The sequence below is a fragment of the Microcoleus sp. FACHB-SPT15 genome (assembly GCF_014849525.1).
GTDB lineage: Bacteria > Cyanobacteriota > Cyanobacteriia > Cyanobacteriales > Coleofasciculaceae > Symplocastrum > Symplocastrum torsivum.
The window spans coordinates 33,775-56,043 of record NZ_JACJNU010000051.1 but is presented as its reverse complement, the minus strand read 5'-3'; the positions used below and the strand labels follow the sequence as shown (position 1 = coordinate 56,043).

Sequence of the window (22,269 nt, the reverse complement as noted above, 5' to 3'; positions counted from 1 at the left end):
AGTTATCTGTTTTCAGCTGTCAGTTGTCAGTTGAGAACATTCAACAGACTACGGACAACAAACAAGGAACTAGGCTTAACGGACAACTGACAATTTTGGGTTAGGGACTACAGAACCATACAGGTCATAGATGTCGGCATCAGTAATTTCCACTCCCACAATTGTCCCTAAGGGAGCGTCGCCTTGTACATAGACCAATCCATCTACTTCAGGGGCAAACCGAGCAGATCGACCAATCAATTCGCCTGATGAGGGATTTTCTTGCTCAATCAGGACATCCACAACCTTGCCTAGGTCACCTTGATTTTTTTTCAGTGAAATGGGCTGTTGAGCTGCCATGAGGGCATCTCGACGAGCATCCATTACGTCTTGCGGCAGTTGGTTTGGCAAGCTGTAAGCCGGTGTTCCTTCTTCTGGAGAAAAGGTAAAAACACCAGCATGATCAAATTCATGGCGCTGGACAAATTGCAGCAGGTGTTCAAAATGCTGATCTGTCTCGCCAGGAAAGCCAACGATGAAGGTCGTGCGTAGCACCGCATCGGGGAGCGCTATTTTAATGCGCTCTATCACTGCGTCATTAACGTGCCCCTGCCAGGGGCGGTTCATGGCGCGGAGGATTTCCGGATGGGAGTGCTGTAGGGGCAAATCCAGGTAAGGAAGAACATTGGGTGTTTCCTGAATCGCTTGAATAACATCTGGGGTTAAGCCAGTCGGATAGGCGTAGTGCATCCGAATCCAGGGGATGTCTACTTTACCTAAAGCTCGTAAGAGTTCTGCTAACTTAGGTTTGCCATAGAGGTCTAAACCGTAGTTAGTAGTAATTTGGGAAATTAAGATTAATTCCTGAACGCCTTGGGATGCCAATTGTTCGGCTTCCGCGACGATGGATTCAATTGTCCGCGATCGCTGATTTCCCCGGAGATGGGGAATAATGCAGAACGCACAGCGATAATCACACCCTTCTGCTACTCGTAAATAAGCTACGCCCTCCGAGGTGGTTCGGTAGCGCGGCATTGTCTCATCTGCTATGTAAGTTGGGTTAGCCGAAATCTGCTTAACACGCTTACCCGTTTCTACCCGTTGAAGTACATCAACGATTTTGTTGTAGTCGCCGGTTCCCACCACGGCAACTGCTTCTGGCAACTCATCCAAGAGTTGTTCCTGGAAGTGTTGTGCCATGCAGCCAGTGATGACAATTTTTTTATCAGCTTCTGCTAGTTCTACTAGTGTACGGACAGATTCTGTACGAGCTGCTTCAATGAAACTACAAGTGTTTACAATAACGTAGTCAGCTAGTTCTTCATTCGTATCTACATTATAGCCTGCCTGTACCAGCAGACCCAACATATGTTCAGTATCAATGCGATTTTTTTCGCAGCCCAAGTGAGAGATGGCAATGGTTGGCTTGTTGCCCATGCGGTTATTCGTTGACGACTCATTGAGTGGGGAGCGCTCTAAGAACTAGAGTAAGCATTTTATATTATTAAGCTTTTGGGTTCACCCACACTCCACCAGTCCGGATGTTCCTTATCCTTTCACAAACCCCTGCCTTTATTGTAGATAAAATTTTATTGAGAGATCCAACAGACTTAGACTATTTATGCCATGACCAACCTGACCCCTTAGGGGAGAACATTATAGGTAGGCACAAAGTAGCCGGTGTTTTCAGGTAGATAAGTGAACTTACATCAAATTTTCAAGACACCGAATCCGATTATTGGCGTGGTTCATCTGCTGCCGCTCCCCACATCTCCCCGTTGGGGAGGGAGCCTGAAGGCAGTGATCAACCGGGCAGAGCAAGAAGTAACGGCATTGGCTTCTGGAGGAGTCGATGGCGTAATCGTTGAGAATTTTTTTGACGCACCGTTTACGAAGAATCAGGTCGATCCAGCGGTTGTCAGTGCGATGACGTTGATTGTCCAGCGACTGATGAATTTAGTAACGCTGCCAGTGGGGATCAATGTTTTACGCAATGATGCCCAAAGTGCTTTAGCGATCGCAACCTGCGTCCACGCCCAGTTTATTCGTGTCAATGTCCTCACGGGGATCATGGCAACTGACCAAGGGCTAATTGAGGGACAGGCACATCAGTTACTTCGCTATCGGCGGGAACTCGGCAGTGATGTCAAAATTTTCGCCGATGTTCTCGTGAAGCACGCACGACCCCTAGGCTCCCCTAATCTCACTACGGCGGTGCAAGAAACCATTGAACGCGGCTTAGCCGATGGCGTTATTCTCTCTGGCTGGGCGACAGGTAGCCCTCCTAGCTTAGAAGACTTAGAGCTAGCCTCTGCCGCTGCTAACGGAACACCAGTATTCATTGGTAGTGGGGCAAGCTGGGAGAACATTCCCACCCTGATGCAGGCAGCAGACGGGGTAATTGTATCGAGTTCCCTAAAGCGACGTGGAAAAATCGAGCAACCCATCGACCCAATTCGCGTCAGTCAATTTGTAGAAGCGGTGCGACGGAGTGTTTCTGATCAAGCCGAACCGAAACCCATTTCTTCACTCAAGCTACATTCTTAAGTAAATTAAGCGATGAGCTACGAACAACTAACCACCAACAACTAACCACTAACAACTGATTATGAGTCGCCGACGTTCTGCTCCCTGGATTCATCGCTGGTCTCGTCAGCTAATCGGTGCGATCGCTGCCGTAGGTGCCCTATTAACGGCTTATCTAACAATCGTTAAACTCACAGGTGGCACAGCCGCTTGTACCGCTAGTGCGGCGGCATCGGGTGCTTCCGGCTGCAATGATGTTCTTTCTAGTCCCTATGCCACGGTTTTCGGTTTGCCTCTAGCATTGTTTGGCTTCCTGGCATACGCCAGTATGGCAACATTTGCCCTAGCTCCACTGGCAGTGAACGTACAGCAACAGAAAGAACTCCGCTCAAAATTAGAGGATTGGACTTGGCTGCTGCTTTTTGCTGGTGCCACAGCAATGACTATTTTCAGTGGCTACCTAATGTATCTGCTTGCCTTTGAGATCAAAACTGTATGTCTGTACTGCATCGGTTCGGCTTTATTCTCCCTCAGCATGTTAGTGCTGACTTTTATTGGTCGGAGTTGGGAGGATGCTGGTCAATTGTTCTTCGTCGGTATTATTGTTGGGATGGTGACGTTGATTAGCGCCTTAGGTGTCTACGCTAACGTTGGTAAACCGATAGCAACGGCAGCGGGGGGGGCTACTCCAATCCCGATTACCGCTTTGAATGAAGCACCCCGAGCCGAAATTGGCGGATGGGAAATTACAACGACCTCTGGTGAAGCTGAAATTGCTCTGGCGCGTCATCTGAAACAAGTTGGTGCTAAGGCATTTTTTGCCTACTGGTGTCCGCACTGCTATGAGCAGAAGCAGCTATTTGGAAAAGAGGCACTCAGTGAGCTTAATGCCATTGAATGCGCGGCTGATGGCAAAAACGGGCAACCACAAGTTTGTGCAGAGGCTGGAGTGAAAGGCTTTCCAAGTTGGCAAATTAATGGTGAATTGACTTCTGGGACCAAAACTCTGGAAGAACTTGCTGATTTGACGGGTTATCAAGGAATACGCAACTTCAAGTACACGCTGCCAACCCGTTAACCTTAGCCCAAAGTATAGCAATCAGCAGTCAGCTTTGGGTCAAATCAGCTCTAGCTGGGGAACGCTCTTCTCCCGTTAATGACCCAACATTTGTGGCTACTGCCATACCGTAAAAAGCTATACTCGACGCCCATCTTCTAGGCGAGGAAACCAAGGAGGTGCCTAGGAAAGATATGTTGATGTTGTGATCCGAGCATGGGTCATTAGAAGAGTTACCAATTGATTGAAAAAGTATAGGGGTGAACAATTATTTGATTTGCCCCTATTTGACTATTCAGCTAATTTTTGAGAATTTCTCTACCTGGATAATTACTAGGGCAACGAAACATAACTTATATTCGTTGTCTCGCCTCAGTGAGATCTTTTATTTCAGAGACATTGGCAAAAACCGTGCTAAGACCGAAAGAGCAATCTTCAACTTTAAACAGAGTGATCAAGACCAGTTGTGCTATCTGCTGACATGATCAGGTTCTTGAAGAGAAAATATAAGAATATCAAATCAACTTGATTAGGAAGATTTGTTGAACTGCAATCTTGGGATAGTCCTGTAATCAGGCAGATGTTAAAAGCAAGTGTATGGAGCCGCTTAAAACAGTGGTCACAGAAAGATCACAGGTTATTGATAACCTCTGCTGGGGTCACAGGCGCTGTCATTGTCCTCCGCTTGATTGGTATCCTACAAGCCTCGGAGTTTGCCGCCTTAGACCAACTCTTTCGCCTGCGTCCTCCAGAACGGATTGACGATCGCATTGTCATTGTTGAGATTAACGAGGCAGATCTACAACAGGTAGGACAATGGCCGATTCCTGATCAGGTCATGGCTCAGTTGCTGCAAAAATTAAATAGCTATCAGCCACGCGCTATTGGTCTGGATATCTATCGTGATTTACCAGTTGAACCGGGTCGATCGGAATTTATCAAAGCGTTTAAAACAATCCCCAATTTAATCGGGATTGAGAAGTTCCAAGACAGCATGAGTCCCGGCGTTCCACCTCCACCAGTGTTAAATCAACGTAAGCAGGTTGGTTTCAATAATGTTGTAGTTGACCCTGATGGTAAGGTGCGTCGCAGTTTGCTCTATTGGCATATAAAGGGCGAAGATCGTAAAAGTTTTGCCCTTCAGTTGGCTTCAATTTATCTGAAGGCGCAAGGAATTACTCCGCAACCGGCAGAGATTAATCCTAACTATTTGCAATTGGGTCAGAGTGTGTTTCGCCCATTTACGTCCAATGACGGTGGTTATGTGCGGGCAAATGCTCAAGGCTATCAAGTTTTAGCTAATTTCCGTCGTCCTGGTAGTTTCCGCACGGTGTCAATGGTTGATGTCTTGAGAGGTCGAGTGCCGCCTAGTTTAATGCGATCGCGTATTATCCTGATTGGTTCAACAGCACCAAGTCTCCAAGATTTTTTCTACACGCCTTATAGCAGCAGTCTGATTAAGGAAGTTCAGCCGATTTCTGGGGTTGAAGTTCACGCTAGTTTCGTCAGTCAAATCTTGAGTGCCACACTGGATGGACGTCCCTTGATCAGAGTTTTGGGAACTCCCGTCGAATGGTTGTGGATTTTTGCGTGGACGAGTTTGGGTACTAGTCTGATCTGGAAATTGCGATCGCCTCGACGTGCCTCTCTTGGTCTTCTCCTTGCAGGTGCGAGTCTGTCGGGCGGCTGTTATCTAGCGTTTTTAGCGGGTTGGTGGGTGCCGCTTATTCCTCCACTCTTGGGTTTAGTGGGGTCTGCAGTTGTCATTACTACTCATCTTGCCCACCTCAAGGAAGAATTAAAACGCTCTAAAGAATTTTTGCAAACAGTCATCAACAACATCCCTGACCCTGTTTTTGTTAAAGACAAAGACCATCGCTGGATTATTTTGAACCAAGCCTACTGTAAATTTATCGGCTATCCACTTGAGACATTAATGGAAAAGTTAGACTATGACATTCTTCCTAAACACGAAGCAGAGATATTTTGGAATCAAGATGAACTAGTCTTCCAAACAGGCGAACCCCAAGAAAATGAAGCAGAATTTACAGATGCTTTTGGCACCACTCATTTAATTTCTACCAAAAAATCTCTCCATAAAGATGCGGCTGGTAATCTGTTTTTAGTGGGTGTAATCCGAGATATTACAAAGAGTAAGCGAGCAGAACAAGAGTTGAGACAAGCTGCCGCAGAACTAACTCGCTCTAATGTTGAACTCAAACTTTCAGAAGATAGATTGCGTTATCTAGCGTATCATGACCCTCTCACAGGGCTTGGAAATCGTAAACGATTCTACGAATGCTTGAGCCAAACATTGGATTGGGCGCGTAGTAATAATAACCAGCTAGTAGCGCTGATGTTCCTTGATTTAGATGGCTTTAAGCAGGTTAATGATACCCTAGGGCATGATACTGGTGACCAGTTGCTAAAAGTTGTTGCTCAACGCCTTATTGGTAGCTTACGCAGTAGTGATGTGGTTTCACGATTGGGTGGTGATGAGTTTACGGTAATTGTGCCGGGAATTCCTCAAGCAGACTATGCTGCTACTGTTGCAGAAAAGATTTTAGAAAGTTTATCTCAAGTTTTTGTACTGGAAGGGCACAATGTTTTTGTGACTGTCAGTATTGGGATTAGTATCTTTCCCCATGATGGTCAGGGAGAAGAACTCTTGATTAAGAACGCCGATATGGCAATGTATCGTGCGAAGCAACTAGGTCGGAATCAACATCAATTCTCTAATTCGCTTTAGATGAAGCTAGCGTTCAGCTTTGAGACAACACACCCTACGAGGAAATTTGTGACGTAAGTCCTGATGGGGAGAAACAAAGATGGTTAGTAATTTATTGTTGTCTTGCTCAGTAGGAGTAGTAAGATCAGGTGTTCTTTTTGCGATCTGCGCTATCCTGGGCTTCGCCCCCTTGCTCGCTGACGCTGCGCCCGCTATCGCTAACGGCAACGCCTGCCGAAGGATGCCCGAAGGGCTGTAGGGCGAACGATCTTCTCGCTTCGCTATCACACTCGCCATGAGCGCTTGTCCTTACTGCTTTTCTCAAGAATCTTGCATTCTTGCCAGTCTACTACGTTTGACCGCAACTTGAAATAAGCTAATTCCTAACCTCAACTCTTAATTTATGAATTCAGTTTGGCAACAGTTTACTCTGTCGAATTTACATCTGTATCAGTGGCGAGGCGCTAGCTATTTGTATCGGCTGGTGGGACTGCTGCAATCGTGGCGTCGGGACAGTTTGCTGATGCAGTGGTCTGAGCCAATAGGGGCGCTGTTGGTCGCATTGGTGTTGGCTTTGGCTCCGTTTGTCCCCAATGCTTTAATCGGCGTTCTATTGGTCGCAGGAGGAGCGTTTTGGGTGTTACTGACTTTATCGGATGAGACAGTCTACCACAGAGGGCTGCCATTGAAGGTAACGCCAATTCATCTAGTGGTGTTGCTGTACTGGAGTATTGCGGTAGTGGCAACTGCCCTTTCTCCGGTGAAGATGGCAGCGGCTACGGGCTTGGTGAAGTTAACGCTTTATCTACTGCTATTTGCCCTGATGGCACGGGTGTTGAGATCGCCCCGCATCCGTTCCGGGATTATTACCCTATTCCTCCATGTATCACTTATTGTTAGTGTTTACGGGGTACGGCAGTCGATTTTTGGGGCAAAGGCACTGGCAACCTGGGTTGATCCAGAGTCTCCCTTATCTAAATCGACACGAGTTTATAGCTATTTGGGAAACCCCAACTTACTTGCCTCCTATTTGTTGCCTGCGATCGCGTTATCAATAGTTGCTGTTTTTGCTTGGCGAGGTTGGGTTCCCAAGGCATTGGCACTGATAATGGTCGTGGTCAATTCCTACTGCTTGTTTCGCACAGGTAGCTTGGGCGGCTGGATCGGCTTTGGGGTTCTTTTTGTCACCTTGATAATATTGCTCTGGTACTGGTGGATAAATTATTTACCTCCCTTCTGGCGCACTTGGTTATTGCCAATTGTGTTCGGGAGTATGGTTGGGTTATTACTCGTAGCCATCCAGCTAGATGAGTCGATACGCCTTCGCGTCTTGCGGCTATTTGTTGGTCGAGGAGATAGTAGTAATAACTTCCGGATGAATGTTTGGGCATCGGTGGTGGAGATGATTCGCGATCGCCCTGTTCTCGGTATTGGGCCTGGTAACGATGCGTTTAACAAAGTCTATCCCCAGTACATGCGTCCCCGCTTTAGTGCCTTGAGTGCCTATTCCATCATTCTAGAGGTGGCTGTAGAAACGGGTTTTATTGGCTGTGCTTGTTTCCTGTGGCTGCTTGTTGTGACATTCAATCAGGGAGTCCAGCAATTGCGTCGTATGCGGGTACTGGCTAATCCAGATGGGTTTTGGCTGATTGGTGCGATCGCTGCCATGACTGGGATACTATCCCACGGTTTTGTGGATACTGTCTGGTACCGACCCGAAATAAATACTCTCTGGTGGTTAATGGTCGCAATTATTGCTAGTTATTACAGCGTTCAACCTTCAGCGAACAACGGTCAGGTTTTTGACTCTTATGTTCCTGCAACGCAGGCGGATAATGAGTTGAATTGACTGTAAGTAAGTTCCTAATCTGGTATAGCAGTCGCCAAGGAAATTAGGACTTGCGCTAAATACTGAAACGCTGACCAGTCAATAGGCATCCCTTCTGCATAAAAGCCCTCTGCCTTTTGCTATAGCTAACAGCTACTCACGCTTCATTGCTCGCGCCATGTCTCGCTTATCCTGACGCGCCTTGAGGGTTTCGCGCTTGTCATGAAGCTTCTTACCTTTACCCAAACCTAGGCTAATTTTCACGAAGCCTCGTTTTAGGTACATCTTCAATGGCACAAGCGTTAAACCCTCTTGTTCCACCTTACCAATGAGCTTGCGGATTTCCTTTCGGTGGAGCAGTAGTCGGCGGTTGCGAAGGGGGTCATGATTAAAATAAGTGCTGCTGCTTTGATACGGAGAGATATGTACATTCAGCAGCCATGCTTCACCATCACGAATCAAGGCAAACCCATCTCGCAGGTTTACCCTGCCTTCCCGAATTGACTTAACCTCTGTGCCCTTTAGCTCAATTCCCGCCTCATAAGTCTCTAAAATTTCATATCGGAAACGGGCTTGCCGATTATCACTAACAATTTTGTAACTATCATCTTTATCACTCATATCAACAATCTTTACGTCTGGTTCAGGGACTAGTGATTATAGAAGCATTTCACAGGGCGACACTTGGGGTGTTACAACCTGTCACACCCTTACCTTTTTGAGGCACTACTCATCAGTTTATCTGCTGTACCCTCCCCTCTTGTTCCCCATGAGCAGGCGACGGGAAAAAGACAGTCACAATTCTTTGGTACTTGAGAGGGCAGTTTACTGAATTCGTCGATACATTGTAAATTTTTGTAACAAACTTGACGTTTAGTCTAAAAACAGTAACAATAGATACAGAAACTAAACGTTCATCTCACTGCATTCGGTAGTTAAGCAAGTCACCAGGAATGACAGCGGGACGGAAGTAAGGAGAGATCCTGAAGGAACGCGCCTCACCAACTCACGTTACATAACGAGGCGAATACTATGAAACTCTCTTATCGCGGTGTTAGCTACGACTACAATCCCCCCAAAGTAGAAACCACTGAAGGTCAAATTGGCGGTAAATATCGGGGTTTGGACTGGAGATTCCGCAATTTGAAAAAGCCACCTATGCTGCAACCCACAGTTAACCTGAAGTACCGTGGCGTTTCTTATCAAACTGGCGGCAATACAACGACAAATACTGTTGAGCCAACCAAGACTCCTGTATTGTCTACTCAGGATAAAGCTCGTTCACTGATGCTGAATCATCAACGGACGCACCAAAATCGTCAGCAAGCGATGTTACATCGTTCTGCCGAAGCAATTGGGTTGGCAACTTACCACGGCTAGTACTGAAATCGAAGCTGGGGTAAAAGTCTATCTAATCCCAGCAGTAACGACATAGTTTAATTGATGAAAACGCCCTTGCTAGGGTGTTTTTTTATGCTGTTGCATATTAATGAACGTTTTTCTCCTCTTAGCTTGAACGTGCAACCCTATCCCGTTGATGCTGCATAAACCAGTCGAATAGTGCTGGATTATTGTAGGTCTGTGTCCACGAGTCGTGGTCGGCTTCTGGGTACCGTGAACTTCACATTGCCGCCGCAAGCTTTCAGTGCCTCGACCATCTCTTGTGACGCACTGATGGGAACGATGCGATCGCTATCTATTCAGCTTGATTGTGCTTAACTGAGAAGGATAGAAAGGGAGTAAGCCCTGAGGTTGCCGTTTTCTTAGAGGCGGTAGAGTGCTTATTATTCATGCTCTATACACAGCAATGGCAAAGGATATTTATCATTACACGGTGAGAGCTGCTTTGGAAAAAGACGGATGGACGATTACTGACGATCCGTTAAGGTTTGCAATTGGTAGCCGTTCCGTTTACATCGATCTGGGTGCAGAAAAGCTCTTTGGTGCTGAAAAGGAAGGTCGCAAAATAGCAGTAGAGGTAAAAAGTTTCTTACGTCCCTCACCCGTTAGTGACTTAGAAGATGCGCTAGGACAATATGTTTTATATTCCAAAATCCTAGAAGAGCAAGAGCCTGAACGCAAGCTTTATCTTGCCATTAACCTTACTGTTTTTCGCGATATCTTCTCAGAGGAAATCGGTCAACTTTTGCTCAGGCGGACTGATTTACAGTTGATTGTCTTCAATCAAAAAACGGAGGAACTTGTGCAATGGATACCCTGAACTATTACCGAGACGCAATTGAAAGGATTTTGAGGGAACACGCCTCAATTCCCTACAAGTATGGGCAAATTGAGCAGCAAATCATTATTGATGCCGATCGGAATCATTTTCTTCTGATGAATACTGGATGGGATGATGTGCAGCGCATTCATGGTTGTGTGGTGCATATCCAGATTATTGACGGCAAAATTTGGATTCAACGGGATGGTGTTGAGGGCGGGATTACAGAGGAGTTAGTTACCGCAGGGGTTCCAAAGGATAAAATTGTTCTCGCGTTTCATCCTCCTGAAGTTCGTCAATATACAGGTTATGCGATTGCGTAAGTTGAGTTCGTCTAGGAGCAAAATATTCAATTTCTTATTATGCTCCTCGCGTTCCGGAAGTGCATTTGTGGTAATGCAATTGCTGCGATCGCACCCGCAATAGCCATCAGAAGCAACACGTTCGCATTCATGTTGGTCTGGTTGCGAGCGATCGCCTTCATCTCTTCCCAAGTGGCATCATTTGAATCCTGCTCGATTTGCTTTGTGGATGATGGTGAGAGCAAACGAAAGGCTAGTGCTAGTGCGAGTACTGAGAAGTTATGTTAGAAGCTGCTCACATTTATCCTTACAGAGGGAATGATACGCATAAGGTGGGCAATGGCTTACTTCTTCGTAGTGACCTTCATACGCTTTTTGACCTTTATTTACTGACGATTCACCCAAAAACAAAACGAGTATACCTTGCACCTGAATTAAGAAGTACGGAATATGGCGAACTTAATGGTAAGAGACTGAACCTTCCCCAAGACAGAAGTTTGTGGCCTTATGAGGAATCACTGGCGTGGCATTACAAGCAATGTGAATGGGTAAATGATAAACCGAATATTTCGTTTTAGAGTTTCAATTTCTCCAATTCTATTTTCTTCAGTTTATAGGTGTTTTCAAGTTCAGCAATTAGACCAAATTCCTCAAACATCAATTCAGTTCTTTTTAAGGGATCATTTCTCGTTAACGAGTCATACATTTCTGAATTAAACTCATATTTTTCACCACGAACCCTTGTCGAGCTGTAATCATTTTTAACTAATTTCTTGTACTCGTTGAACTGGTCATCATCTTGGAGTATTCTTTTGCTTAAAGCCATAATGCAGAGTTTAGCGTCTATCATAAGCGCCTCAGTTTTTCTTTTCGAGTACGCTTGAAATGTTACATTCGTAAACTTTTTTTCCTTGTCATAGCTTGTTAGTATGTCTCTCAAAATAGAACTTAAGGTTCTAGAGTACTTAGAAATGAGATTTACATCTTTAAGGTCAAATACTCCAATTTGCTTTAGAGCTGATTCATAAATATAATCATTTTGAATTTGATTGGCTTCTACGCCAATTAACTGTGCATCTGATTCAGACAAAGTTCCGCTAAGGTAGGTGAGAATCACCTGCAATTGTTCTAGATGTCCTTGAATACTTGAAATAAGCAGTTTAGCTATTTTTTTCTGTTCTTGTCTTTTTCTAAAGCTTTCCAAGTATCTATTTCCAATAAATATACTTGAAGCAGTTGCTAAAATTGTCAATGCTCTATCGAGCGGAGCAATGATTAATCCGTTACGAGATTCTGATATTTGCTTAATCAGATACGGAACCAGAAACGGAGTTATTATAAAGAGAATTGAAGGCAAAATAATGAATCTCTTATTAAACCAATTGCTCAGTGTGTCTAATATATCAACTTGATAACTGATCATCACGCTCTGCCAAATAAGCCAGAGACCGATTAAACCTGTTATAGCCAAGCTCAAAACAACTTCCGAAGGCAAACTCATGTTCATCTGTGAAAAAGTTTTTTCTCGCATTATCGCAAATCTTCTAAGTTGGGTTGATGAAGGAAACCCAACATCTGCTTTTTGCTTAACATTCATACCTGTCTGCGATCGTATAGCCAGCCTAAATGAAGCAAATCCAAGGACAGTTTGGCGGTTATCACTGAGTTTACGACCTTGAGACGATTATTGGTGGCTACACTATTAGCGTCCGGGTGTTGCCAAATTTGTGTGCAAAAATCGAGTATATCGTCACGGTGAAGACAGCATCCCTTTGGGAAAACCGTATGAACTTGGGAATTGGACAAACACTTGGTGGACGCTACAAAATCATTAGCCAACTGGGACAAGGTGGGTTTGGTAAGACTTTTGTTGCCCAAGACCAACACCTTCCCGACAACCATCAGTGTGTCGTTAAGCAACTGAAGCCTCAAGCAACTGACCCATTAACGTTGCAAACGGCAAGGCGTCTGTTTGATACAGAAGCAAAAGTCTTGTATCAGTTGGGAATCCACGACCAAATCCCCCGACTCTTTGCCTACTTTGAAGACAATCAAGAGTTCTATCTGGTACAGGAACTGATTGAAGGGCATGACCTCAGTCAAGAACTTACTCCTTCATACCAAGGGATGGCAAAGGGAGGTTCACCTTCCTCTGGCGGAACTAAAGGGAGTGGATGGAGTGAGAAGCAGGTGATTTCGCTGTTACAGGAAATCCTGGAAATCCTAGAGTTTGTGCATCAGCAGAATGTTATTCACCGTGATATCAATCCCCGAAACTTGATCAGGCGTAAGCAAGATGGCAAGTTGGTTTTGATCGATTTTGGTGCCGTTAAACAAGTAACGACCCAGGTTATCAAAGGGGGAAAGACAAGCTTTGCGATCGCAATTGGTACTCCTGGCTATTGCCCTAGCGAACAAGCTAATGCTTCTCCTAGATTAAGCAGTGATATCTATGCGGTGGGAATGGTTGGAATTCAAGCGCTGACTGGTGTAATACCTGACCAACTACCGACTAACCCTGACACAAGTGAAATCAGTTGGCATGACTTAGCCTCCGTCAGTCCTGAGTTTACTCAAGTGTTAGACAAGATGGTGTGCTATGACTTTCGGCAGCGTTATCAGTCGGCAACATCTGCTTTAGACGCCCTCAAAGATTTGAACACCACCCCTAACAAGACTGTTGCTTTACCACCTACTTCAGCGCTTGCTGGAAAACGAAAACTCTCAATTCCTCTACTGCGTAAGGTTTTAATCTCAATCAGTGTTATTGGTTTGGGGGCGATCGCAACGGTGTTGGCGGTTAACGTAATAAACTCTACCAATGCCACCGATTTAACTAACCGAGGGGAAACTCTTTTGGAGTTAAAGCGCTACGATGAGGCGCTTAAGGCATACAATCGAGCTGTTGAAATTCGACCCGAATACGCAGAAGCTTGGAATGGTCAAGGGGATACACTTTTAGCATTGAAGCGGTATAAAGATGCCCTTGATTCCTACGATAAAGCGATTCAAATCCAGCCAAATTATTTAGAAGCTTGGGCGAGTCGAGGCAAAGCACTTGATTCCTTGCAGCGATACGAAGAAGCGATCGCATCATTTGACGCTGCCCTCAAAATCCAGCCAAAATATCTGGAAGCTTGGGATGGGCGAGGTAATGCTCAGATAAAGTTAAAGCAATATTCAGAAGCGATCGCATCATTTGATAAAGCCGTTAAACTCCAACCTGACTACTCTCTGGCTTGGTACAGACGTGGCTTAGCACTACATAGTTTACGACGGTATCAAGAAGCTGTGGACTCCTACAACAAAGCCGTTGAATTTAAGCCTGATTCTCCTCAATCTTGGTACAGCCGAGGCAATGCTTTGATTGTCTTAGAACGTTATCCAGAAGCGGTAGAGTCCTATGATAAAGCCGTTCAATTTCAGCCCAATTTCTACCAGGCTTGGTTCAGTCGGGGTAGTGCGCTAGTTAACGTCGGACAGTATGAAAAAGCGATCGCGTCGTTTGACCAAGCTGTTAAGTTCAATCCTAATGATGCCGAAGCTTGGTACAATCGCGGTTGGTCATTACATCAACTGAATCGCTACGAGGAAGCGGTTACTTCGTACAATAAGGCGCTTAAATTACGGCGGAATTCTCAACAAACTTGGTATAATCTGGGCAATGCTTTTTATAACTTGAAACGCTATCCAGATGCGATCGCGTCTTACAATAGAGCCGTTGAAATTAAACCCGATCACTACGAAGCTTGGTACAGTCGCGGCAATGCACTAGTGAACTTGCAGCGATATCCAGAAGCAATTGAATCCTACAACAAAGCCATTCAATACCGACAAGACTATAGAGAAGCGATCGATTCCCGAAACCAAGCACAAAGTCGATTAGCATCTACGCAGGAAAAGCCAGAAGAAGAAAAAGAACCCGAACCGCCTCAAAATTAAAACATTTGATTATTTAATATGATTCAACAATGCTTTTGCTAAGGTTCATGAGACTAGGTAGTTTCAGGCAAATCACTTTCCAGAGCCGGAATATGAGAACCGCTATAGTTAAACCAAGACAACCAGGAAGACCAACTCTCGATATATTTTGCTAATTCTGAATACCCTGCTGCTCCTGGATGAGCACCATCATTTTCTGCTACCTCACTCATCCAAGTAGTTGATGATTTTAGAAGATTGAAAACATTCAAATAAGGTACATTAACCTGATTGCAAACCAAGGCAAACTGTTCCGATAAGTTAGCACTTCTGCGGTTTTGCTCAACATCTGCAATCGGTAAAGGACTAATCATTAATACCGGATAAATTTGTTTAGCCGTCGTTAAAATTTTGCGGCAGTTTTCTATGGAATGATGTAATTCAATACGAGTTTTACCTTTTTCAAGAGTCGTATCATTTACACCAAAAGAGAAGACAATTCTACCCTCGCATTCTTCAGGCAAACGGCGAGATACTTCCTCAAACCAACGTGCTGCGATGTCTGCACTAGTATTTCGTCGTATACCAAGGTTATAGTAAGTAATATCATGCCCTTGCTTGTGTGCTTCTCGGCAAATTCTCCCTGTCCAACCAAGATACTCAGGGTCACAAGTTCCATTCACAAAAGAGTCACCAACAAAGCACATACGCATAATATAGCGACTTTCACTACTTATAGAGTACGATGTCTGGATTTCGTTCATGTTTCATAGTTCAGTAGCATTGACTTATCTGCTCATGGCAAAGATCTGTTCGGCTGTGAGGGTTAAGTTGGTAAACAACCAAGACTCAATTCGATCTTGCCCTCTAAAAATTTTACCGGGTAGATATTCACCGTTCTCCAATTGATAAATTGTAATCGTTGGCTGCTTCGGTGAGCCGATAAAACGAATTCCCCCGTAGGCAGCATAGTCCACGATTATGTATTCTGAAACTCCCAAGTCTTCGTATTCAGCGAGTTTAGTAAGATAGTCATCTTTCCAATTTGTGCTGACTACTTCAATGACTCCTGGCGGTGGAACATAAGCCGCAGCAGAGCTAGAATTACCTTTCATCCGTTGCCATTCAAGTTTTGCAAAAATCACAATGTCGGCTTTACGGCTTTTTTCCTTTTCGTCTGGTTCTGTCTTGAGTCGAACCTGTTTTGACTGTCTGCAAACTAATGGTAAATCTGCCTCTATACAGTGAGCTTCTAGACAAGTACAAAGTCGCTCTATCAAATCCTCGTGATTTGCATTTGGTTCGGATAAGGGCACGGGAACCCCATCAAGTAACTCAAAGTCTCTGCCTGAACCGTCATCCCAGACTAGAAACTCTTCAAAGGTTAATGGCTTTGTAACTGTTGCGTACATGGCGCGTGATAGATTATGTAAACGCTTTGATGATGTGTTGACGCATCAATCGCAAAAATGGAAGTTTACTTCGTCTCCATCCAATTTTGCCCTGCATGGACATCTGCAACTAAAGGAACACTTAGCTTGACGGCTGATTCCATTGTGGACTTGATTTTTGGCTGCAATTCTTCCCACTCATCCGGGGGAACTTCAAAGATTAGTTCGTCGTGAACTTGTAATAGTAGCCGTGCCTGATAATTCTGCAAAAGTTCGTGCATTTTCACCATTGTAATTTTGATGATGTCAGCACTTGAACCTTGAATTGGAGCGTTAGCGGCGGCACGTAGCAAACCAGCATCATTTGGTCCTAGTCCCTTGAATTGGTCGAGGTTAATATCCGTTGGATTGTTACCTCGGTACCTGAGAAGGTCGTGAGATGTGAAGTTGAAGTAGCGACGACGCCCTAGAATGGTTTCAACGTAGCCTTGTGCGATCGCTTCTCGTTGTAGTTGTTGCAAATACGCAAAAACTTTTGGATAACGTTGGTTAAACCGTTCAATAAATGTCTTACCTAGTGCCGCTGATATCCCAGTTTCTCTGGCAAATCGCTGCGCCCCCATTCCATAAATCACACCAAAATTAATCGTTTTACCCAAACGTCGCTCATCTGGCGTTACTATTTCTTTTTCAAACAACAACCGTGCCGTTACTGCATGAATATCTTCATTTTTCTGATACGTTTCAACTAGTATCGGCTCTTGAGTAAGATGTGCTAGGATTCGCAACTCAATTTGAGAATAATCAGCCCCTACCAATACCCAACCTGATTCTGGGATAAATGCCTTACGAATTTGGCGACTAAAAGCTGTACCGATTGGAATATTCTGTAAGTTTGGATTAGAAGAAGATAAACGTCCAGTATCTGTAATTGTTTGATTGAAATCTGTATGCACTCGCTGAGTATCAGAACGCACCAGCTTCGGTATAGCTTCTACATATGTAGAGTTAAGCTTGTGCAAGGTGCGGTACTCCAATAGATAGTCGATAATTGGGTGATCTCCTTGCAGTTTTTCCAGGACATCGACAGCAGTGGAGTAATAGCCCTTACTTGGAGTTTTGCGGGATTTTTTTCGATCTAGCTTGAGTATGTCAAACAGTAGTTCACTCACCTGCTCCGGTGAGTTGAAATTTAAAATTTCACTGGGTACAGCGTCGTAAACTTTATGCTTAATTGCTGCTAAATCTAGTTCTTTTTGTTGCGAGAGTTTCTGGAGATAGCCTTTTAAAATAGAACTGGGTACGTTTTTATAATCTTTCTGCTTTAGAATCGCCGCTAAATCCGGTTCTTTTTGTTGCCAAATTTTCTGGAGATAGTCTCTAAAAATAGAGTTGGGTACTGCATCGTAGGCATTTTGCTCAATTGCCTGTAAATCCTTTCCTAGCTGTTGCTCTAGTTCTCCCAAATAGGCAACATTAACCCGGATACCCGTGTATTCCATCTGAGCTAAAACAGGTTCTAGAGGCTGTTCAACCTCTAGTAATAGCTTGTGCAAAGCTGGGGCTTTTTCCAGTTCCTCACGTAGCTTGGAAACCAATCCAAAGGTTGTGTAGACATCCATCCCGCAATAATCGGCAACACTTTGGATATCGAGGTCAGCAATTGTTTTTCCTTTGGGAACTAAATCTGTGTAACTTTTAGCCATTATTCCCAAGTACTTCATAGCCAATGCACTGAGGTTGTTGCTGTTTGCTGGGCTATTTGCTGGATTAATTACATAACTCGCCAGCATCGTGTCAAAAACGACTCCCGCCAGCTTGATACCCTGACAGCGCAGCACCAAGCGGTCAAATTTGGCATTTTGCAGAGCTTTGGGATAGTCTGCACTCTCTAGAATTGGACGCAATGCTTCTAGAACAGTGTTTTTATCTAAGTTATTGCCATCCTTATGACCAACAGGGATATAAGCAACCTCTACGTCAGAACGCTGAAGTTCGCTATTGCTCCCCCCCTTAGCAAGAGGGGGCTGGGGAGGGTTCTTCAGAGTTGCAAAACAGCAACCAATACCTACTAACTCCGCGTCTCGTGGTTCCAAATCACTGGTTTCCGTGTCCCAAGCCACAGGTGTTGCGGGGTCAGTACATTGTTGTAGCTGAGCAACCAACTCAGTCAGTTTTTCGAGTGTATCGATGGTACTAGGTTGAAGCGCTGCCTGATGAGAGGCTTGCTGTTGAGCGGCTTCGGTATCTGCTGCACTAAAGAACCAAAGAGCGGGATCGTTTGAATCCGGCGATGGGAATGTCAATTCCTCTTCTACAGATTCGGCTTGTGAGGGAGCAACATCTTGTGCTTTTTCAGGAGTTTGGCTATCTCTAGACGCTCTACCGCCAAACGTCTGCTGAAGTTGGTCAATTCTGCCCAGAAACGACTTCAACTCCAACTCTTCTAAAAGCGGTTTCAAAACCTCAGTATCAAATCCCTCTAGATTGCCGTCTTCTAGCTTCATGTCTACAGGGGCATCAAATGCTAGTTGAGCAAGGTATTTGGAATGCTCTGCTTCTTGTTTCCCAGTTTCTAGCCTTGTTTTAACAGCGCCTTTAATCTTGTCTAGAGAAGCATAAATTGCTTCCAGGGTGCCGTACTCTTTGAGTAAGGTAACGGCGGTTTTTTCCCCAATTCCCCTGACACCAGGAATGTTGTCAGATTTGTCGCCGCACAGGGCTTTGTAATCGACAACCTGTTCGGGTAAGATGCCAAGTTTCTCTTCAACCTGTTCTGGACCAAATTCTGCGGGTCCAGTGGAACGACCACGCTGCTTCAAAAAGTCAGTGCTTAGATAGAGGACGCTGATTCCCTTCTTGGGGTCAACGAGCTGAAATAAATCGCGATCGCCTGTTAATATCTTGACTCGATATCCTGTCTCACTCGCTTGACGCGCCAACGTTGCCAAAACATCATCCGCCTCATATCCAGGAGACGTTACCACTGGCAGATTAAACGCTTCCAGCAACTTCTGGAGGTTTTTCAAATCTGGAACAAAATCTTCCGGTGTCCCCGGTCGGTCGGCTTTGTAGGTATCATCCGCTTCATGGCGAAATGTCGGCAAACCCAGATCAAAGGCAACTGCCATCGCTTGGGGTTGCTCTGAACCCATTACCTCGACGAGGGACTTGATAAAGCCAAAACAAACACTGGTTGGAATTCCCGTTGTCGTTCGCAGTCCGCCATCTCGCCCTTTAGCGAAGGCAAAGTAAGAGCGAAAGGCTAACGAATGACCGTCAACCAGGATAAATAGAGGTTGTTCCGATGAGGAGGCGGCGGAAACAGGGGGGTTGGAGGCAGGAGTGGATTGAGACATAGCCTCATTTTAGCCAGGTTCGTTTGGGTAGAGAGCGATCGCTTTCTCACAAAACTCACCAGCCAATAGTATAAAGGTTAACTAGAGTTATACCAGCGTTATGAAAACAGCGATTTCAATCCCCGACCCTCTCTTTGAGGCGGCTGAGCAATTTGCAAAACGTATGGGATTATCTCGTAGTGAGCTTTATGCTGTAGCACTCCGAGAATATTTGCAAGCCCATAAACAAGACCAACTCACCAAGCAGTTAGATGCTGTATATGCTGACGAAGACAGCCGTCTTGACCCGTTCTTTGTACAGCTACAAAGCTATACGTTATCCAAGGAAACTTGGTGATGAATGCGATCGCTTTGGGACCACTGCATCTCAGCCTAGATACTTTAGTCTTCTTTTTTCCTGTTCCAGCAACAATCAAATTGATGAAGCGTCTTACCGAGAAATTTTCGTCACATCTCAATCTGCCTGCAATAGCCAAAAGCCGCTGTAAGTCATCCCTGAATCATCAGGCTGCACTAACAAAAAGTGTAAGCCTTTACTTTCCTCTTTCCGCTGTTGATAGCGTTGGGCGGCGGCAATAACTTCTGTATCCTCAAACGTAGCAACTACCCATCGCTCAACCAGTCCCGCTTCTAATATCAATCCATCTGGCGCACCAGCCATATAATTTAGGGCAACGGGTTTTGCCTCCTGAAGCCAACGAGCAAGCCGCATCGACTGCCGTCCACCATCAATCACCACACCTGGCACTGGTGCTGTTGATGCCAAGCCAAGATTAATCGGTAAGAGAAACTCTGGCATCTGCAAAATCGGAATCGGACGTTCGGCAAAGGCTTCCTCAATGTTGCCAGCAGGGAGTGTGGCAAATCGCCATTGTTCTCCCCAAAGATTTTCGGGTAGAGGTACGGGTGGCGGCTTGTCTAGGGTAATGGGATTATATGCTTCGCCTGTGTAATTATCGTGTTTGGGGTACTGCGAGGCTCGTTCCTGCAACCATTGCTTTAATGCAGGAGTACGCCGTGTCGCTTCCACTGCTACACCCATTTGTTGCCCTGCTGAGGTAAGTAAACTCAGAGATTGAGGTCGAAATACTTGAATAACATCTGGCAGTTGAGTCGTACTCGCTGCTTTTTGTAACTGAGAAACTAGCCAGTCGCTATTAACCGATGACTGAGGGCAAAAGGCTTCATAAGTCAAGCCGCGTGTGGTGTCACAAATCAACAACTCCCACAGCACTTGCCCGGTTGCATCCCGCAGCGGACGCCGATACAAATCAGCTTGCCAAACACGCATAGTTCTCTAGGTTCACCTGATATTCATTGTAGAAAGCATCGACGCAGGGCATTCACTTGCAGCAGAGTTCAACTAACAACCAACAACCAAAAACTAACAACCAACCCAAGGAACTCGAAGATTTGCGCTTAAATTAATAAAGTACAGTCGAACAACAGGGTATAATTTCAACCCAGTTCGCTGCAAGGCAAGTAAACCCTCACATATCAGTATTGCAACTAAAGCCTATGGAGCCTGCTCTGACTCAATTCGGCACCCAGATGTCCAACCTCACTGGTGTCCGGGCAATTATGAAAGATATTATCGAAACGCTACGCGCCGGACAAGGGCAGGAATTTATAAATTTGAGTGCTGGCAATCCAGTAATTTTGCCAGAAGTGGAACAACTCTGGCGGGATTGCACCGCAGATTTGTTGGCTAGTCCAGAGTATGGTGAGGTCGTTTGCCGTTATGGGTCGAGTCAAGGATATCAACCATTGGTGGAGGCGATCGCAAATGACTTTAACCAACGCTATGGACTAAACTTAAGCGATCGCAACATCCTGATTACGCCTGGTAGTCAATCAATCTACTTCTACGCTGCTAATGCCTTTGGGGGTTATACAACCAACGGCGAGTTAAAACAAGTCGTCCTGCCTCTAAGCCCAGAATACACGGGGTACGGTGGAGTAAGCTTAACGCCTGAGGCAGTATTTGCCTATAAACCTACGCTAGAAATTGACGAGAAGGCACATCGCTTTAAGTATCGTCCTGACTTTAGCCAGCTAACGATTACAGAAGATACAGGATGCGTCATCTTCTCCCGTCCTTGTAATCCTACGGGTAACGTCCTCACCGATGAAGAGGTGAAGAAAATTGCCGCCTTAGCAGCACCCCTAAATGTGCCAGTATTAATCGACTCTGCCTATGCACCACCTTTCCCGGCGTTGAACTTTACGGAAATGATGCCAGTATTTGAGGAAAATACCCTCCACTGCATGAGCCTTTCCAAAGCAGGCTTACCAGGGGAACGGATTGGTATAGCGATTGGGGAACCAGAACTAATTGGCGTTTTGGAGTCATTCCAAACCAATATGTGTATTCATTCTCCCCGATATGGACAAGCGCTCGCAGCACGGGCAATCAACTCCGGCGCACTCGCCAACCTCGCGACCAACGTCATTCGCCCCCACTATCATAAAAAGTTTGATGTTGTAGAGAATACCCTCGACCAAGCCATGCCCAAGGATATGCCTTGGTTCTTGCATCGTGGGGAAGGGGCAATCTTTGCTTGGTTGTGGTTACGGGATTTGCCGATTACTGACTGGGAGTTTTACCAGGAGTTGAAGCAGGTAGGTGTAATTGTTGTACCGGGTAGCTCATTCTTCCCCGGTTTACGAGAAGAGTGGACTCACAAGCAGGAGTGCCTCCGCATCAGCCTCACCGCGAGTGATGAAGAGATTGAAATTGGCATGAAGCGGTTGGCTAAAGTGGCACAGCAGGTTTATCAGCGTTCTGCTGTGGTTGTTTAGTCGGTGGCGAGGTTGATTGTTTAAGGTTCATGGTTGATAGCTATGAACCTTGAACCACCTCATCAAATCATCAGAAAACCTCCGATGTGGGAAACTCCGTGTCTTTAGACCGGAGAGGAACACAGGGTAGCGGTTTTAACCACCTACAGTCTGGA

Annotated in this window: 21 protein-coding genes and 1 riboswitch; of the genes, 13 read left to right on the top strand and 8 right to left on the bottom strand. The window is 45.3% G+C overall.

Annotated elements, in window-relative coordinates:
* Positions 1-75: 75 nt before the first annotated feature.
* Positions 76-1,416, bottom strand: coding sequence for a 30S ribosomal protein S12 methylthiotransferase RimO (gene rimO, locus H6F98_RS18205; protein WP_192220117.1), 1,341 nt, complete (start codon positions 1,414-1,416; stop codon positions 76-78).
* 261 nt (positions 1,417-1,677) lie between these two features.
* On the opposite strand from rimO, the gene btpA reads away from it, so the two are divergent.
* From btpA to H6F98_RS18190, 3 genes are all read left to right on the top strand, one after another.
* The gene (gene btpA / locus H6F98_RS18200; RefSeq protein WP_192220116.1) at positions 1,678-2,526 is read left to right on the top strand and encodes a photosystem I biogenesis protein BtpA; all 849 of its coding nucleotides are present in this window, start codon (positions 1,678-1,680) and stop codon (positions 2,524-2,526) included.
* 61 nt (positions 2,527-2,587) lie between these two features.
* Complete coding sequence (locus tag H6F98_RS18195; protein ID WP_192220115.1) at positions 2,588-3,583, top strand: vitamin K epoxide reductase family protein; 996 nt, start codon at positions 2,588-2,590, stop codon at positions 3,581-3,583.
* Positions 3,584-4,142: 559 nt separating this feature from the next.
* Positions 4,143-6,311: a CHASE2 domain-containing protein gene (locus H6F98_RS18190; RefSeq protein ID WP_192220114.1), complete on the top strand. Its 2,169-nt coding sequence runs from the start codon at positions 4,143-4,145 to the stop codon at positions 6,309-6,311.
* Between the two features lie 6 nt (positions 6,312-6,317).
* On the opposite strand, the gene H6F98_RS18185 is transcribed toward H6F98_RS18190, so the two are convergent.
* A complete protein-coding gene (locus H6F98_RS18185) occupies positions 6,318-6,587 on the bottom strand; it encodes a hypothetical protein (RefSeq protein ID WP_192220113.1) in 270 nt (89 codons plus the stop codon).
* 106 nt (positions 6,588-6,693) lie between these two features.
* On the opposite strand from H6F98_RS18185, the gene H6F98_RS18180 reads away from it, so the two are divergent.
* Positions 6,694-8,139 (top strand): IctB family putative bicarbonate transporter, encoded by a 1,446-nt coding sequence (locus H6F98_RS18180; RefSeq protein ID WP_192220112.1) that lies wholly within the window; start codon positions 6,694-6,696, stop codon positions 8,137-8,139.
* A 132-nt stretch (positions 8,140-8,271) separates the two neighbouring features.
* Here H6F98_RS18180 and smpB read toward each other — a convergent pair whose 3' ends face one another.
* A complete protein-coding gene (gene smpB, locus H6F98_RS18175) occupies positions 8,272-8,739 on the bottom strand; it encodes an SsrA-binding protein SmpB (protein ID WP_192220111.1) in 468 nt (155 codons plus the stop codon).
* A 288-nt stretch (positions 8,740-9,027) separates the two neighbouring features.
* Positions 9,028-9,116, top strand: a riboswitch (Glutamine riboswitch).
* Between the two features lie 34 nt (positions 9,117-9,150).
* On the opposite strand from smpB, the gene H6F98_RS18170 reads away from it, so the two are divergent.
* From H6F98_RS18170 to H6F98_RS18145, 6 genes are all read left to right on the top strand, one after another.
* Positions 9,151-9,498: a DUF4278 domain-containing protein gene (locus H6F98_RS18170; RefSeq protein ID WP_192220110.1), complete on the top strand. Its 348-nt coding sequence runs from the start codon at positions 9,151-9,153 to the stop codon at positions 9,496-9,498.
* Between the two features lie 201 nt (positions 9,499-9,699).
* Positions 9,700-9,837 carry a hypothetical protein gene (locus tag H6F98_RS18165; RefSeq protein ID WP_192220109.1) on the top strand — a complete coding sequence of 46 codons (138 nt, stop codon included), beginning with the start codon at positions 9,700-9,702 and terminating at the stop codon, positions 9,835-9,837.
* An 88-nt stretch (positions 9,838-9,925) separates the two neighbouring features.
* Positions 9,926-10,339, top strand: a complete 414-nt coding sequence (locus H6F98_RS18160) for a XisH family protein (RefSeq protein WP_192220108.1) — start codon at positions 9,926-9,928, stop codon at positions 10,337-10,339.
* Positions 10,327-10,662 (top strand): XisI protein, encoded by a 336-nt coding sequence (locus H6F98_RS18155; protein WP_192220107.1) that lies wholly within the window; start codon positions 10,327-10,329, stop codon positions 10,660-10,662. The genes H6F98_RS18160 and H6F98_RS18155 overlap by 13 nt, the downstream gene beginning before the upstream one ends.
* A gap of 39 nt (positions 10,663-10,701) precedes the next feature.
* Positions 10,702-10,929, top strand: a complete 228-nt coding sequence (locus tag H6F98_RS18150) for a hypothetical protein (RefSeq protein ID WP_192220106.1) — start codon at positions 10,702-10,704, stop codon at positions 10,927-10,929.
* Entirely contained in the window at positions 10,923-11,219 is a 297-nt protein-coding gene (locus H6F98_RS18145) for an HNH endonuclease (protein ID WP_192220105.1), read from the top strand. The genes H6F98_RS18150 and H6F98_RS18145 overlap by 7 nt, the downstream gene beginning before the upstream one ends.
* On the opposite strand, the gene H6F98_RS18140 is transcribed toward H6F98_RS18145, so the two are convergent.
* Positions 11,216-12,238 carry a hypothetical protein gene (locus H6F98_RS18140; RefSeq protein ID WP_192220104.1) on the bottom strand — a complete coding sequence of 341 codons (1,023 nt, stop codon included), beginning with the start codon at positions 12,236-12,238 and terminating at the stop codon, positions 11,216-11,218. The genes H6F98_RS18145 and H6F98_RS18140 overlap by 4 nt on opposite strands.
* Before the next feature lie 158 nt (positions 12,239-12,396).
* On the opposite strand from H6F98_RS18140, the gene H6F98_RS18135 reads away from it, so the two are divergent.
* Positions 12,397-14,583, top strand: a complete 2,187-nt coding sequence (locus H6F98_RS18135) for a tetratricopeptide repeat protein (protein ID WP_313929893.1) — start codon at positions 12,397-12,399, stop codon at positions 14,581-14,583.
* A gap of 53 nt (positions 14,584-14,636) precedes the next feature.
* Here the strand turns inward: H6F98_RS18135 and H6F98_RS18130 are convergent, their stop codons facing one another.
* The 3 genes from H6F98_RS18130 to H6F98_RS18120 form a co-directional block, all read right to left on the bottom strand.
* Positions 14,637-15,326 (bottom strand): GDSL-type esterase/lipase family protein, encoded by a 690-nt coding sequence (locus H6F98_RS18130; RefSeq protein ID WP_242058595.1) that lies wholly within the window; start codon positions 15,324-15,326, stop codon positions 14,637-14,639.
* 24 nt (positions 15,327-15,350) lie between these two features.
* On the bottom strand, positions 15,351-15,974 hold the full coding sequence (locus H6F98_RS18125) for a Uma2 family endonuclease (protein WP_192220103.1): 624 nt from the start codon (positions 15,972-15,974) through the stop codon (positions 15,351-15,353).
* 65 nt (positions 15,975-16,039) lie between these two features.
* Positions 16,040-19,312 carry a DNA polymerase I gene (locus H6F98_RS18120; RefSeq protein ID WP_192220102.1) on the bottom strand — a complete coding sequence of 1,091 codons (3,273 nt, stop codon included), beginning with the start codon at positions 19,310-19,312 and terminating at the stop codon, positions 16,040-16,042.
* Between the two features lie 100 nt (positions 19,313-19,412).
* Between H6F98_RS18120 and H6F98_RS18115 the strand changes: the two genes are divergently transcribed.
* Positions 19,413-19,649 carry a CopG family ribbon-helix-helix protein gene (locus tag H6F98_RS18115; protein WP_192220101.1) on the top strand — a complete coding sequence of 79 codons (237 nt, stop codon included), beginning with the start codon at positions 19,413-19,415 and terminating at the stop codon, positions 19,647-19,649.
* A 117-nt stretch (positions 19,650-19,766) separates the two neighbouring features.
* Here H6F98_RS18115 and H6F98_RS18110 read toward each other — a convergent pair whose 3' ends face one another.
* Positions 19,767-20,603, bottom strand: coding sequence for a Tab2/Atab2 family RNA-binding protein (locus tag H6F98_RS18110; protein ID WP_192220100.1), 837 nt, complete (start codon positions 20,601-20,603; stop codon positions 19,767-19,769).
* Between the two features lie 227 nt (positions 20,604-20,830).
* Here H6F98_RS18110 and H6F98_RS18105 point away from each other — a divergent pair, with 227 nt between their 5' ends.
* Positions 20,831-22,114, top strand: coding sequence for a valine--pyruvate transaminase (locus H6F98_RS18105; RefSeq protein ID WP_192220099.1), 1,284 nt, complete (start codon positions 20,831-20,833; stop codon positions 22,112-22,114).
* Positions 22,115-22,269: the final 155 nt, after the last annotated feature.